Origin of the sequence: Sorangium sp. So ce295, assembly GCF_051527405.1 — a bacterium.
GTDB lineage: Bacteria > Myxococcota_A > Polyangia > Polyangiales > Polyangiaceae > Sorangium > Sorangium cellulosum_B.
The window spans coordinates 8,980,474-8,994,977 of record NZ_CP150324.1; the positions used below are offsets into that span (position 1 = coordinate 8,980,474).

A 14,504-nucleotide genomic window follows, 5' to 3' on the forward strand; every position below is an offset into this window, starting at 1 on the left:
CGGCGCCCCGGACCAGGCGATCTCACGAGACCACGCTGCCTCTGGCTGCCCGGCCCCTGCCTTGGCCGGCCGGCCCAGGAAGGCGTGTTCATGCGTGCTGCCAGCGACATCGGCGGAACGTTCACCGACCTCGTAGCCTTCGATGAGGACACAGGAGAGCTCTCGCTGGCCAAGGTCCCCACCACACCGGACGATCTCACGCGCGGTGTTCTAGAGACCCTCGATCCAGCACGGATCGAGGCCGCCCGGATAGGGGCTTTCATCCACGCGTCCGCGCGCTCCTCGACGGGGGCGCCGCGCAATCGCCATCTGCTTCTTGCACGCCTATCGGAATCCGACCCACGAGCGCCGCGCCGCCGAGATCGCACGGGCGGAGGCCCCCGCCACACCGGTGAGCGCGTCATCCGAGATCACGCGGGAGTGGCGCGAGTACGAACGCACGAGCACAACAGTGCTGAACGCCTATGTCCAGCCGCTCGCCGGCGCCTACCTGAGCAGCTTGGAGAGCAGCCTGACTGCGCTCGGCGCGGCGGGCACATCGCTCCATGTCATGCAGTCGAGCGGCGGCATCACCACGTTTCCCGAGGCGCGTGCCGCGCCCATCCGCCTCGTCGAGTCCGGGCCTGCGGGCAGCGTCCTCGGCGCCTTCGCCCTCGGGCAGCTCCTCGAGGAGCGCGACATCATCTCCCTCGACATCGGGGGCACCACCGCCAAGTGCGCTGTCCTCCAGGGCGGAGAGGCGCGCGTCACCACCGAGTACAAGCAAGGTGGAGTGGACCCCGACGTCCCCCGGATACCCCCTCATGATCCCGGTGGTCGATATCGCGGAGATCGGCGCCGGCGGCGGCTCCATCGCCCGCATCGATGACGCCGGACGGCTGGAGGTCGGCCCGCGGTCCGCAGGCGCCATGCCGGGGCCGGCCTGCTACGGTCGAGGAGGAGAGGAGCCGACCACCACCGACGCGAACCTCCTTTGCGGCCGCATCAACCCCGCGTACTTCCTCGGCGGCCGCATCCCGCTCGACGTGCAGGCCGCCCGCAGGGCGATCCGCCGCATCGCTGCGCCCTGCGGCGTCACTGAGCCCGAGGCCGCCCGGGACGATCTTCACGGCGGAAAGGCCGGCCCCCGTCTCCACCTACTGGGAGACGATGCAGTACGCGACCGATCTCGTCGGCCTGCGCGACGCGGAGGAGCCGGCGGGAGGACGCTGGCGGAGAGGCGAGGAGGACGGGGATCGCGCGGAGCTTCAGTGCCCGCCGCCGGTGCCCTTGATGTCCAGCTGAGGACGGGAGGGGTGCGGCCAGTCGAGGTGGAAGAACTTGCCGCGCGGCTGATCCGTGCGCTCGTAGGTGTGCGCCCCGAAGTAGTCTCGCTGCGCCTGCAAGAGGTTCGCAGGCAGGTGGGCCGCACGGTACCCGTCGTAATACGACAGGGCCGACATGAACGCAGGCGCCCAGACGCCGTTCTGCGCTGCGATCGACACCACCTTGCGCCAGTTCGACTGCCCCTGCTTGATCTGATCGTTGAAGTACGGATCGAGCAGCAGGTTCGTCAGGCCAGGATTGCGCGTGTACGCCTCCGTGATCTTCTGGAGGAAGCGGGCGCGGATGATGCAGCCGCCGCGCCAGATGCTCGCGATCGTGCCGAAATCAAGCGTCCACTTGTACTCCGCCTGCGCCGCCGCCATGAGCTGGAAGCCCTGCGCATAGGCGCAGATCTTCGAGCAATACAGCGCGTCGCGGATCGCCGTGATCGTCCCCTGCCGGTCCGCGACCGGGGTCGGGGTCGGGCCAGAGAGCTGCTTCGAGGCCTCGACGCGCTCGTCCTTCAGCGCGGAGAGGCAACGGGCGAACACCGCCTCCGCAATCGCGTTCGCGGGGATGCCCATGTCGAGCGCGTTGCTGCTCGTCCACTTGCCCGTGCCCTTCTGCCCCGCCGTGTCGAGGACGAAATCGACGAACGGCTTGTCCTTCTGGACAGGGTCCTTCTGCTGGAGGATATCGGCGGTGATCTGGATGAGGTACGAGTCGAGATCTCCGCTGTTCCACTCGGAGAAGACCCGGGACATCTCGTCCTTCGACATCCCGAGCAGCCCGTCGAGGAGCGTGTACGCCTCGCAGATGAGCTGCATGTCGATGTACTCGATGCCGTTGTGGACCATCTTCACGTAATGGCCCGCGCCGTTCGGCCCGATGTACGCCGTGCAAGGGACCCCGCCCTCCACCGGCTTGCCGGGGGACGCGCCCTCGATCGGCTTGCCCGTCGCCGGATCGACCTTGGCGGCGATCGCGCGCCAGATCGGCTCCAGGTGCTGCCAGGACGCGGGATCGCCGCCGGGCATCAGCGAGGGGCCGAAGCGCGCCCCCACCTCGCCGCCGGAGACGCCCGAGCCGAAGAACTTGCACTGCTTCGCGTACTCCTGCTCCCGGCGGATCGTGTCGGTCCAGAGCGAGTTGCCCAGATCGACGACGATATCGTCCGGCTCGACGCCCGCCTCGATGAGCTGCTTGACCACCATGTCCACCGGCGGACCGGCCTTGACCAGGATCACCGCCTTGCGCGGCTTCTTCAGCGCGCGGACGAAGTCCTTCAGCGTCTCGCAGCAGACCAGGCCGCCGGGCGTGCTCGGGTTCCTCGCGACGAAGTCCTTCGCGACCTGCACCGTGCGGTTGTACACGGCGACCTTGAACCCGTGGTCGGCCATGTTGAGCGCGACGTTCTCGCCCATGACGGCCAGCCCGATCATGCCGATGTCGCAGCTGGATGTGGCATCATTCATCCCGGTTCTTCTCCTTCACACGTGGCTCTTTCGCCGCCAGCGACCGCTGTGCTCCGCGGCCAGGACGGCGGGTCAGCAAGCCGCGAGCCGCGAATCGCAGGCCGCAGGCCCGCGCGCCGTCGATCTCGCTGGGTCGGCTGGGAGCCACGGGCGCGCATTCTGAGCAGGCCGGCGGCGCGGCGTCCAGTGCGCTCGCACGCCGTGGTAGACTCTCGCCGATGCGACCGGGCCCGGCGCTCGCAGGCCTCCTGCTCCTCGCCTCCGCAGCAGCCTCGGCCTGCGGGCCAACCACGTACAACGTCCGCGCCGCCCGCGCCTTCGCGAACGAGGACGCCCGCCGCGCCATCATCGACGATCGCGCCGCGGATCTGGAGCGAGCGGCCTGGCTCGCCGACGAGGTCCTCTCGAGCACCCCGTACTCCCCGGGAGACGCGTGGATCGCGGCGCTCCGCCTCGACGACGTCGAGGCGGAGCGGCTCCGCGCGCGCCTCGAGGAGACGCCCCCCTACGACGGAGAGCACGAGGTCCCGCTCGCCAAGCTCTACCGCGCGAAGCTCGACGAGGCGCTCGCCCGCGCGCCTCTTCGACGACGCGCGCGCGGTGAGCGCGGCGCGCCGCCCGCGTTCGCGCGCCTCTTCGACGCGCTCGCGGCGCTCGCGGCGCCGTCGGGCGAGGCGAGCGCCGCGAGCCGCCTGCCGGCCGCGTGGCAGGCGCTCGCCGAGCACGCGCGGGCGCTCGCCGCCGAGGAGCGGAGCGTCGAGCGGCTCTCGGCCGGGAGGCCCCTCGGCGCCCCCGACACGCCCGAGGTCGCCGCCGCGAAGGCGAGGGCCGCCGCGCGGCGGCGGGCGCTCGCCGGAGCGCACCGGGACGTCGCTCTCGCCGCCGCCGCGCTCCGCGCGGCGAGCGCGGGGCAGGAGCCCGCCCGGACGATCGCGCGCGACGCCCTCCAGGCGCTGTCGTTCGTCCTGCGAATGCACATCGAGGCGCTCGCCGTGGCGCCGTACGTCGTGAAGCAGGCCCGGCGGGTCGCGCGGGACGAGCCCGGCTACAGGGCCGCCGTGGCGCGCGCGGAGGCGATCTCCAGGGTGCTCGAGGAGCAGCGCGCGGCGCTCTCCGCCTGCGCCGAGGCGCTCTCCGCGCCGGCGCGGACGCCGCTCGAGGACACGGCGGGCTTCGAGGCGCAGGAGGGCTTTCTCGAGCAGGGCCGGGCGATCAGCCTCGACGCCGTCCACCTGAAGCTGAAGGGCGACGTCGAGCTCCTGTTCTTCCACCAGCTCGCGAGCGCGGGCTCCTCCGGCGGCGTCAACGATTACCGGGGCAGGACGCGGCGGCTCGCCTACGACGTCGATCCGGTGTTCATGGTCGGCGGCCGGGCGCTGCTCACGTACGACTTCGACCACGCGCGCGACGCCGCGCGCCTCAACGCCGGCTTCAAGACCGACCGGCTGTTCTCGTCGGACGGCGACATCCAGTACGACGGCTCGCTCGGCAGGCTCCTCGGCCTGAACGGCTTCGCGAGCGACGTCTTCGACATCGGCGCCGACCTCGCCGGCGTGAGCACGAGCCTCAAGATCGCGCGCTTCACCGCCGGGAACGTGACCGAGCTCGCCGTCGATCCGGCGACCGACCGCGACGCCGGCGCCGTCGCCAGCGCGCCCTTCCAGCTCTTGCTCCGCCAGATCGACGTCGGCTTCGACCTGACGAAGCTCTTCCCGGAGGCCGCGGACGACCTCTACCTCGAGGAGCTGCTCGCGGGCTTCAGGTACATCGACTACAAGCTCCCGCGCATCTTCTATGCGCTCCGCGAGCGGGACCCGGGCGAGGGCGACGTCTACGTCTTCGAGCGGCAAAGCCCCGCCCAGAGCGTGACGTCGCGGTTCTACCAGGGCGGCTTCAGCGTGCGGATGGGCAACGGCGAGTGGCCGCGGCTCGCGCCGTTCGGCGATCTCGGCCTCTACGGCGGCGCCGGCCCGGTGCGCTACGCCTTCTCCGCGGATCCCGCGGTCCCCGGCGCCCCGCGCGAGGTCGACGAGGCGACGATGATCGCGCTCTCCGGCAACGTGTCGGTGGGGCTGCGGCTCCGCTTGACTTCGTACCTCAGCCGGCTCCGCCTGCTCACCGAGCTGTCCTACAACGTGGAGGCGATCGGCCAGGGTATCCTATCGAGTATCCGCGCGACCAGACGCGGAGACGAGACGATCTACACGATCGGTCGCAAGCTCGATATCGGCGGGTTCGACGTGTTCCACGGGCCCCGGCTGCTGGCGGTGCTCGTGCTCTGACGGGGACAGGCGGCGCCCACGCTCCGCCGGTGCATCTGACGATGTCGATGTGTCTGTCGTGAAAAACGATCAGAACGGACGGGCGCCACATCACCGCTGAAGAGCCCCGTAAGCCACGGAATCACGGGATCTTCTCGCGGCGACGAGCGGCCACGAGCGGCCACGAGCGACGACGAGCGACGACGATCGGCGCTCCGCGCGAGCGGCGCCAATCAGCGCAGGGCGCTTACCTGTTGCCTGGTGCGCGCAGATGTAGCGAACGCGCCCTACATCGGGAGTTCCATGTGGGGAGTCTTACGGCCTGCAAGTTTGTAAGGTCTGCAAGTTAACGAGTGCGGCCGTCCGACCAGGTGGTGTAACCTCGTTCGACGCGGGTGAGACTATGTCGCTGAACTTCAACGAGGGGATGCTGTTCGCTGGTAGGTACCGCGTCGTGCGCAGCATCGCGACGGGTGCGATGGGGGCGGTCTACGAGGTCGTCCACGTCGAGACGGATCGGCGGCGGGCGCTCAAGGTCATGCACCCGCACCTCGCCGAGAACCCCGAGTTCCACGCGCGGTTCAAGCTCGAGGCGCGCATCGCCGCGCGCATAGCGACCGAGCACATCGTCGAGGTGTTCGACGCCGGGATCGACCTGGACACCGGCATGCCGTTCCTCGTGATGGAGCTGCTCCGCGGCGAGGAGCTCAGCAAGCGCATCCGCCGCGGCGGGCGCCTGCCGCCGGAGAACGCCATCGCCTACCTGCGCCAGACCGCGCACGCCCTGGACAAAACGCACGCGGCCGGCGTGGTCCACCGCGATCTGAAGCCCGCGAACCTCTTCCTCGCGGCGAGCGACGACGACGACGAGATCCGGATCAAGGTGCTCGACTTCGGCATCGCCAAGCTGGTCGCCGAGACGGCGGTCGAAGGGGCGAACACCGCCGCCCTCGGGACGCCGCTCTACATGGCGCCCGAGCAGTTCAGCGGCGAGACGATCACGCGGGCGGTGGACCTCTTCGCGCTCGGCATGATCGCGTACACGACCCTCGTCGGCAAGGCCTACTGGCTGAACGACATGCGCGAGTACAGCAACTCGCTCGCGTTCGCGGTGATCGCGATGCACGGCCCGCAGGAGCCCGCGTCCGCGCGCGCGGAGACGGAGGGGGTGAAGCTGCCCCCCGGCTTCGACGCGTGGTTCGCGAAGGCGACGGCGCGCGAGCCCGAGGCGCGCTTCCCGACCGCTTCGTCCGCGGTGGAGGCGCTCGCCGAGGTCTTCGACATCGCCCCCATGACGATCAGATCGTCGCGCCTCGTCGGGCTGGAGACGCCGATCCCGCGGATGAGCCAGCTGAACCAGGGGCCCGCGTCGTCGATGCCGGTGGCCGCCCAGTCGTCCACGGGCGTGGAGACCAGGGTCGGCACCGGAACCGGCGCGGCGGCGGCGCCGCGAAGCCGATCCGCGCTCGCCGTCGCGGCCATCGCCCTGGTCGGCGGCAGCGCCATCGCCTTCGCCGCGTTCAGCAAGGGCCGGTCCCCGGCCCCCGGCCCCACCGAGCACGCACAGGCGACGCAGGCTGCGGCCGTCGCGCCCCCCTCCACGCCGCCCGAGGCCGCCGCGGGCGCCGCCCGCCGCGAGGCGGCCGGCACCACGCCTGAGGCGGCCGGCACGCCCGAGGCGGCCGGCACGCCCGCGGCGGCCGGCACGCCCGAGGCAGCCGGCACGCCCAGATCGACCGATCTCGCGGCGCCAGCGAGCTCCGCCGCCGCGCCGCCCGCGGACGGCGGCCTGGCCATCGCTCCCGAAGTGCTGGCGAACTCAAAGGCCTCGCCAGCGGCGCGCACCCCGGCAGCGCGCACCCCGGCGCCGCCACCCGGCGCCTGGCGCAAGATCGCGCCGACCGCCTCCCCCTCAGCGAACGCAGCGAAGCCCCGGGAGTCGCTCTACGGGGCAGACTGAGCGCGGCCCTACAACGCGCTGATTTTTTGCCTGGGGCGGTCCCAAAGGAGGTATCTCCTGTTATCTCCGATGCGAACCTTCTGGCCCGGGTCCGTCTTGAGCGGACTCCTGTGCATTGCTATCGCCGCGCCGGCGAACGCGCAGCCTGACGCCGTGGCCGTGGCCGAGTCGCTCTTCAACCGCGGCCTCGCGGACATGCTGGCGGGGAAGTTCCAGACCGGCTGCCCTGCCCTCACCGAGAGCTACCGGCTCGATCCTCGCGCAGGGCGGCTGTTCACGCTCGCCGAGTGCGAGGCCAAGTGGGGGCGCACCGCGACCGCGGTCGCGCGCTACAACGACTTCCTTTCGTTCTACTCCCGCCTGTCGGAGTCCGAGCAGCTCAAGCAGTACGATCGCTACAAGCTCGTGCTCGAGCAGCGCGACGCGCTCGTGCCGCTCGTACCACAGCTCACGCTGTCGCTGCCGGCCGACGCGCCCGCTGGGACGCTGGTGCAGCGCGATGGCATCACGCTGGAGGGGCCTTCGCTCGGGATCGCGCTCCCCGTCAACCCGGGCGAGCACGTCGTGACGACGAAGGCGCCGGGCGGGCCCACGCACGAGGTGCGGTTTACGATCGAGAAGTCGGAGCAGAAGACGATCGAGCTCGAGGTGAAGCTCCCCGAGGCGCCGCCGCCCGCGCCGCCGGCGGATCAGCCGCTTCCCCATCAGCCCGCCTTGTCGCCGTCGCAGCGCGACGAGGGCGCGTCGCGGACGCCGGCGCCGACCGGGACCAGCGGCCGGCGCGTGCTGACGTACGTGACGGGCGGGCTCGCCTTGGGCGGGCTGATCGCCGGGGGCGTGACGGGAGCGATGGCGCTCAGCGAGAGCCGCCACGCGGAGGAGGACTGCGACGACGTCGGCTCCGGCAGGGCGGTGTGCAAGACCGCCGAAGGGCAGGCCGCTGGAAAGCGCGCGAAGGACCTGGGGCTTGTGAGCACGATCGGCTTCGGCGCCGGGGCGGCGCTGGCCGGGACGGCGCTCGTGCTCCTCCTGACGGAGCCCTCCTCGTCCGGCTCGCAGGCCAGCGCCGCGCCCTACCGCCAAGCAGGCGCGGTGAGCTGGTCGCTGCTCGCGGGACCGACCGGCGGCGGCGTCGTGGTGCGCAGCCAGTGGTGAACCAGCCCGCGCCTGTCGCCGCCTTCGCGCACGCACGGTAGCGCGGCGCGCGCGCCACCACGGCGCGGCGCGCGCGCGGCGATGTGGCGCGCGCCACGACGGCGCGGCGCCTGGGCGACGCGCGCGCTCACGCCGCCTCGAAGCCGCGTTGCGATGCGACGTCCAAGGGAAATCCACGACGGCCGCGCCGCGCACCGTCGGAACCTTGCGCCTCGTCGTGGCGCGCGGCCGAGCGTAGTATCCCGTGGAAAACTACAGGCCGACGCGCCCTGGCGGGTGAGGCGGTGAGGAAAGGGAACTCATGATCACGAAGACCACGATGGCCATGTTCGGGGTCGCAGTCTCCGGTCTGCTCGCAGGCTGCACGGAGACGCTCGACTCGCAGCAGATCAAGACCGGAGGGATCTCGGCGACCCTGGAGGCGATCGCCGAGAGCGCGTCGTCGACGACCCTGCGGGCCACCCTCAAGGCCGGCGGCGACGAGAGCAACACGTACGTCATCCTGAGCGCGGGAGATCGGATCTCGGCGACCGTGGACGGCGAGGCGGTCGCGATGTCCGCCGAGAGCGATGGGGTCTACGAGGCCGCCGTCGACGTCGGCGCGGGAGGCACCGAGATCAAGGTGCTGCTGGACCGCGACGACGAGGGCGACGACGACGCGACGAACAACGTGGGGACGCTCCCCGATCCGTTCGACCTCGAGGCGCTGCCCAGAGAGCCAGTCCCGCGCGGCGAGGACCTCACGATCGCCTGGGCGCCGAGCGCGTCCGGAGACGACATGGTGATCGACGTGAAGGGCGACTGCATCTTCTCCAAGACGTTCGATGTGGGGGGCGACCCGGGGACGTACACCATCGGCGCGGGCGAGCTGGAGGAGACCAGCTCGCAGGAGCCCGAGAGCTGCGACGTGGACGTCGTGATCCGCCGCTCGCGGAGCGGCACGACGGACAACAACCTCGACCCGGAGAGCTCGTTCGAGCTGAGCCAGGTCCGGGGAGGCCGCTTCACCTCGGCCCCCTGAGGCTCAGCCGAACAGCGCGGCGTAGTCGTCCTCGCGGAAGCCCACGAGCACCCGGTTTCCCTTCACCAGCACAGGCCGCTTCACGAGCTTCCCGTCCTCGGTGAGCCACCGCGTGACCTCGTCGTCGCTCGCGGCGTCCACGCGCGCCTTGCCGAGCGCGCGGTAGCTCTGCCCGCTCGTGTTGAGCCACCGACGCACCGAGAGCCCGCTCGCCGGGACCCACCGGGCGAGCTCTGCGGCCGTCGGCGGCTCATCGACGATGGGGCGCACGGCGACGTCGACGCCGCGCTCGCCGAGCCACTTCAGCGCTCGCTTGCAGGTGCTGCAGCCGGCATAAGAGAGGATCTGGACCTTGCTCATGCCGGGCCTTCTGCCCCCTCGGCCGCGCGACATCAAGCGCGGATGAGCGCGAAAAAGGAGATGGAAAGCGCGCCCATAGCAGGAGAGAAAAAAAAGGGCTCCTGTGCAATGCGCCCGGAATGCGCCTGGAATGCGCCGGAAGACGGGCAATGCACCGATTGACCGCGGTTCACGGCGCGCCGCCGCTGACGGCGGCGGCGGACGAAATGCCGCATCGCGCGACGGGCCGTCTGGTATAGGGGGCGCGGAAAGGAGCCGCCCCCAGCGGCAGCGCCCCTCGTGATCCGTCTCGATTCCATCAGCAAGCAACACGGCAAGCAGATCCTCTTCCTCGAGGCCTCCGCGGCGGTGAACCGCGGCGAGAAGGTCGGCCTGGTGGGGCCCAACGGCTCGGGCAAGACGACCATCTTCCGGATGATCACCAAGGAGGAGGCGCCCGACGGCGGCCAGGTCGCCATCGATCGCGGCGTCACCGTCGGCTACTTCAGCCAGGACGTCGGCGAGATGAAGGGCAGGAGCGCCGTCGCCGAGACCATGGACGGCGCCGGCCCGGTCTCCGACGTCGCCGCGGAGCTCCGCGAGCTCGAGGCCGCGCTCGCCGACCCCGAGCGGATGGATGAGATGGAGAGCTTGATCGAGCGCTTCGGGCAGGCCCAGGCCCGCTACGAAGAGCTCGGCGGCTACGCGCTCGACGCCAAGGCGCGCGAGATCCTCGCGGGGCTCGGCTTCAGCCAGGCCACGATGGACGGCGACGTGGGCGCCCTCTCGGGCGGGTGGAAGATGCGCGTCGCGCTCGCCCGCATCCTCCTCATGAGGCCCGACGCGCTCCTGCTCGACGAGCCGACCAACCACCTCGACATCGAGTCGATCATCTGGCTCGAAGGGTACCTGAAGCAGTACGCCGGGGCGCTCGTCATGACCTCCCACGACCGAGAGTTCATGAACCGCATCGTCACCAAGATCATCGAGATCGACGGCGGCGAGCTCACCAGCTACTCCGGCAACTACGAGTTCTACGAGCAGCAGCGCGCCATCAACGAGCAGCAGGCCGAGGCGCAGTACGAGCGCCAGCAGGCGATGCTCGCGAAGGAGATGCGGTTCATCGAGCGCTTCAAGGCCCAGGCCGCCAAGGCGGCGCAGGTCCAGTCGCGCGTGAAGAAGCTGGAGAAGATCGACAAGGTCGAGCCGCCGAAGCGCAGGAGGACGATCCGCTTCGAGTTCAAGCCCGCGCCGCGCTCGGGCGACGACGTGGCGCGGCTCAGCGGGGTGAAGAAGTCCTACGGCGGGCGCTCCATCTACGACGGATTCGACCTCCTGATCCGCCGCCGCGAGCGCTGGTGTGTGATGGGCGTAAACGGCGCCGGCAAATCCACCCTCCTCAAGCTCGTCGCGGGGGCATCCGCCCCGGACGCAGGTGGGGTGAACGTGGGCGCGAGCGTGAAGCTGGGGTATTTCGCGCAGCACGCGATGGAGCTCCTCGACCCGACCCGCTCCGTCTGGGAGTCCATCGTGGCGGCCTTCCCGCAGGCCTCGATCGGCTCGCTCCGCACGCTCGCCGGCGCGTTCGGCTTCTCGGGCGACGACATCGACAAGCCCTGTCGCATCCTGTCCGGCGGCGAGAAGGCGCGCCTCGTGCTCGCGATCATGCTCTATGATCCGCCGAACTTCCTCGTGCTCGACGAGCCGACGAACCACCTCGACATGGCGACCAAGGAGATGCTCGTCGAGGCGCTCTCCTCGTTCGAGGGCACCATGCTGTTCGTCTCGCACGATCGCCGCTTCCTCGCCGCGCTGTCCAACCGCGTCCTGGAGCTCCTGCCCGACGGGCCGCGCGTGTATGGCGGGGGATACCTGGAGTATGTCGCCCAGAGCGGACACGAGGCGCCAGGCATCCGGAGCTGACCCGCGCCCACGTGGCGCTCGCGGCGTGTGGCGCGCGCGGCGAGCAAGCTCCGCCCGGGAGCGGCGCTCTCTCGTCGATTTCGTCGATTCGAGTCTGCGCTAGGTGAACACGCGCTCAAGGATTCGCGCTATCGTGAGGTCCCCGATGGATCTGCTCGGTAGACCGAACCCAAAGCGGCTCTCCGACTTCATCCAGCGCCACCACGACGCGCTCCTGGATGCCTGGAAGTACCGAGTCCAGGCGCTCAGCCCTGCGCGGCGGCTGCCGGCGCCGAGGCCGACCGATCACCTGCCGGACATCCTCGCCTACATCGCCGAGGGCACGCGCAGCGCGGGCACGGCGGCCGCGGTCGACCGGAAGCACCGGGGGCTCCCTGGGCTCCACGCGTTGAGCCGGCTCGCCCACGGGTACGATCTCGCCGACGTCGTGATGGAGTACGCGGCGCTCCGCGCCGTGATCCTGGAGCTGTGGGAGCGGGACGGCGGCGACGGGGGGCGTGAGGTCATCCAGCTGAACGGGACGATCGACGAGGCGATCGCCGACGCGGTGTCCCGTTATCAGGCGGCGCGCGTGCGCCTGCTCCAGGCGCTCGACGCCATCTCGACGGCCGCGCTCGGCAGCAGCGATCTGGACACCTTCCTGAAGGCGCTCGTCCGCGCCACCCGGGAGGCGGCGGCCGCAGTGGACGTGGCGATCGTCCTGCTCGGGGACGGGGACGCCCTCGAGGTCCACGCGACCGCGGGCATCGACGACGGGCCGCTGCCCGGGCCCCCGCTCGAGGCGGCGCGGGAGTTCGCCCGCGCGGTCCTCGCGCTGCGCGGGCCCACGTCGCTCGACGCCGCGGCCGGCGGCTTGCCCGTGACCGCGCGGGAAATCCGGGCGAGGGGGCTGCGCGCCGTCTACGGCGTGCCGCTGCTCCACGACGGGCACTCCATCGGCGTCGCGATCCTCGGCTCCCGCAACGCCGAGGAGTTCTCCGAGGACGACGCGCTGATGCTGCGCACGATGACCAGCCGGGCGACCGGCATCATCGTGCAGGCGCAGCTCGTCGCGAAGGAGCGCGCGGCGCGGCGCCAGGCGGACGACGCCCGCGCCCTGCTCGCGACCGTCGTCGAGCAGATGCCGGCGGGGCTCGTCATCGCCGAGCCGCCGACGGGGCGCGTCCTCCTCTCGAACCCCCAGGCCGGGACGATCTTCGGGCTGCCGCTCCTGGAGATCAGCGACATCGATGGATACGCCGTCTGCCGGGGCTTCGACCCTCGGTCGGGCAGGCCGTACGAGGCCCGGGACTGGCCTCTCGCGCGGACGATCACGACCGGCGAGGTCGTGATCGACGAGGAGATCGACATCGTCCGCGACGACGGCGCAAGCGGGCGGATCCTCGTGCGCTCGGCGCCGGTCCGGGATCCGGTCGGGCGCGTGATGGCGGCCGTCGTGACCTTCTTCGACATCACGGAGCGGACGCGCGCCGAGCGGGGGGAGCGCTTCCTGGCCGCCGCGAGCGCCGCCCTCAGCGACACCCTCGACTTCCAGGGAACGCTCGACCGGGTGGGGCACCTGACGGTCCCCGAGCTGGCAGACTGGTGCGTCATCCAGACGCTCCCGGACCTCGAGCAGTCGCGCGGGATCACGGTGACGCACACGCGCCCGGAGGAGCTCCAGAGGGCGCGGGCGCTCTTCCGCGAAATGGATCCCCCGCCGCCGCTGACGGCGCTGCTGGAGCGGGCCCTCTGCAGCGAGCGCCCGGAGCTCATCGGGGATCTGTCGCACCCGCTGGTCGCCTCGCTCGACGAGAACGGCGCCTTCCGCCGGTTCGCCCGGGCGCTCGGGATCACGTCGGCCCTGGTGGTCCCGATGGTCGCGCGGGGCCGCACCTTCGGCTGCATCACGCTGGCGACGGCGGGGTCCGGCCGGATCTACGACGAGGCGGACCTCGCGGTGGCGCACGACCTGGCGCAGCGGGCGGCGCTCGCGGCGGACAACGCCCGCCTGTACGAGGCGGCGCAGCGCGCGATCGAGCTCCGGGACAACGTGCTCGCCACGGTGTCCCACGACCTCAGGAACCCCCTGAGCGCGATCCTCACGGCGGCCGCCGTGATGACGAAGCGCGCGGCGACGCGGGGAGAGAAGGGCGACACGAAGGCGATCCAGGCGATCCAGCGCTCGGCGCACCGGATGGATCGGCTGCTCCACGACCTGCTCGACTTCGCGAGCCTGCGCGCCGGCCGGCTGGCGCTTCGCCGGCAGCCGCAGGATCCGCGGGAGATCGGCAGGGAGGCGGTGGAGACGTTCGAGTCGCAGGCCCAGGAGAAGGGGGTCCAGCTGGGGGTCGTGGCGGCCGACGACGTCCCGCTCGTCACGTGTGATCGCGATCGGGTGCTCCAGGTGCTCACCAACCTCCTGAGCAACGCGCTCCAGGTGACGGGCGCCCAGGGGGCGATCACGCTGCGGTGCGAGCGCGGGGAGGAGCACGTCGTCTTCTCGGTGGCCGACACGGGGCCGGGGATCCCGGAGAACGAGCTGCCCCACCTCTTCGAGCGGTTCTGGCGCGGCCAGCGGAACGGCTACAAGGGCACCGGGCTCGGGCTGGCCATCGCCCGGGAGCTCGTGGCTGCGCACGGGGGGACGATCCACGTGGAGAGCCGCGTGGGCGTGGGGACGACGTTCAGGTTCACGATCCCCGTCATGGACGAGGGGTGAGCCGGGGCGGCGGGCAGCCGGGACAGCCGCCGCAGGGGAGGAGTGGACGATCGAGCGCGCCAGTCCCAGGAGCCCTCGGGAAGGAGGAGACATGGGAGTCGATACGACGCACGATCCGCCGGGCGACCCGCGCCTCGCGCACGAGGTCAGCGAGGAGAAGCGGCCTCTCCCAGAGGCGGACGTCCCGGGCGTCCGCGGGCCGATCACGCCATCTGGCGAGCTCGAGGACACCCCGCCCGACGAGGTCGATAGCTGGGGCAGCGAAGGCGGCGCCGGCTCGTACGCGGGGGGGCCGATCATCTCGACGACAGCTCCCGGCGCGGAGGGTGCGCCGCGCCCCGGTGCAGCGGGGAAGCATCGCTGA

At 71.3% G+C, this 14,504-nt stretch carries 10 protein-coding genes and 2 pseudogenes; 10 read left to right on the top strand and 2 right to left on the bottom strand.

Annotated elements, in window-relative coordinates; all coding sequences use genetic code 11:
- Positions 1-90: 90 nt before the first annotated feature.
- The 3 genes and pseudogenes from WMF11_RS33945 to WMF11_RS33955 all read left to right on the top strand — a co-directional run.
- Positions 91-186, top strand: a pseudogene (locus WMF11_RS33945) (hydantoinase/oxoprolinase N-terminal domain-containing protein); the annotation flags it as partial.
- A gap of 205 nt (positions 187-391) precedes the next feature.
- Positions 392-868, top strand: coding sequence for a hydantoinase/oxoprolinase family protein (locus WMF11_RS33950; protein ID WP_437979365.1), 477 nt, complete (start codon positions 392-394; stop codon positions 866-868).
- Positions 804-1,034 (top strand): annotated as a pseudogene (locus tag WMF11_RS33955) (hydantoinase/oxoprolinase family protein); the annotation flags it as partial. The gene WMF11_RS33950 and the pseudogene WMF11_RS33955, both read left to right, overlap by 65 nt.
- Positions 1,035-1,247: 213 nt before the next feature.
- On the opposite strand, the gene gndA reads toward WMF11_RS33955, so the two are convergent.
- Entirely contained in the window at positions 1,248-2,780 is a 1,533-nt protein-coding gene (gene gndA / locus WMF11_RS33960; protein ID WP_437543211.1) for an NADP-dependent phosphogluconate dehydrogenase, read from the bottom strand.
- A 218-nt stretch (positions 2,781-2,998) separates the two neighbouring features.
- Between gndA and WMF11_RS33965 the strand changes: the two genes are divergently transcribed.
- From WMF11_RS33965 to WMF11_RS33980, 4 genes are all read left to right on the top strand, one after another.
- Complete coding sequence (locus tag WMF11_RS33965; protein WP_437973683.1) at positions 2,999-5,062, top strand: hypothetical protein; 2,064 nt, start codon at positions 2,999-3,001, stop codon at positions 5,060-5,062.
- Between the two features lie 382 nt (positions 5,063-5,444).
- On the top strand, positions 5,445-7,001 hold the full coding sequence (locus tag WMF11_RS33970; protein ID WP_437973684.1) for a serine/threonine-protein kinase: 1,557 nt from the start codon (positions 5,445-5,447) through the stop codon (positions 6,999-7,001).
- 96 nt (positions 7,002-7,097) lie between these two features.
- Positions 7,098-8,156, top strand: coding sequence for a hypothetical protein (locus WMF11_RS33975; protein WP_437973685.1), 1,059 nt, complete (start codon positions 7,098-7,100; stop codon positions 8,154-8,156).
- Between the two features lie 301 nt (positions 8,157-8,457).
- Positions 8,458-9,177, top strand: a complete 720-nt coding sequence (locus WMF11_RS33980) for a hypothetical protein (protein WP_437973686.1) — start codon at positions 8,458-8,460, stop codon at positions 9,175-9,177.
- Between the two features lie 3 nt (positions 9,178-9,180).
- Here the strand turns inward: WMF11_RS33980 and WMF11_RS33985 are convergent, their stop codons facing one another.
- Positions 9,181-9,537, bottom strand: a complete 357-nt coding sequence (locus tag WMF11_RS33985; protein ID WP_437543223.1) for a Spx/MgsR family RNA polymerase-binding regulatory protein — start codon at positions 9,535-9,537, stop codon at positions 9,181-9,183.
- A gap of 279 nt (positions 9,538-9,816) precedes the next feature.
- Between WMF11_RS33985 and abc-f the strand changes: the two genes are divergently transcribed.
- The 3 genes from abc-f to WMF11_RS34000 all read left to right on the top strand — a co-directional run bounded on the left by abc-f (position 9,817) and on the right by WMF11_RS34000 (position 14,504).
- Entirely contained in the window at positions 9,817-11,439 is a 1,623-nt protein-coding gene (abc-f, locus tag WMF11_RS33990) for a ribosomal protection-like ABC-F family protein (protein ID WP_437973687.1), read from the top strand.
- A gap of 133 nt (positions 11,440-11,572) precedes the next feature.
- Complete coding sequence (locus tag WMF11_RS33995) at positions 11,573-14,140, top strand: ATP-binding protein (RefSeq protein ID WP_437973688.1); 2,568 nt, start codon at positions 11,573-11,575, stop codon at positions 14,138-14,140.
- Between the two features lie 91 nt (positions 14,141-14,231).
- Positions 14,232-14,504 carry a hypothetical protein gene (locus tag WMF11_RS34000; RefSeq protein WP_437973689.1) on the top strand — a complete coding sequence of 91 codons (273 nt, stop codon included), beginning with the start codon at positions 14,232-14,234 and terminating at the stop codon, positions 14,502-14,504.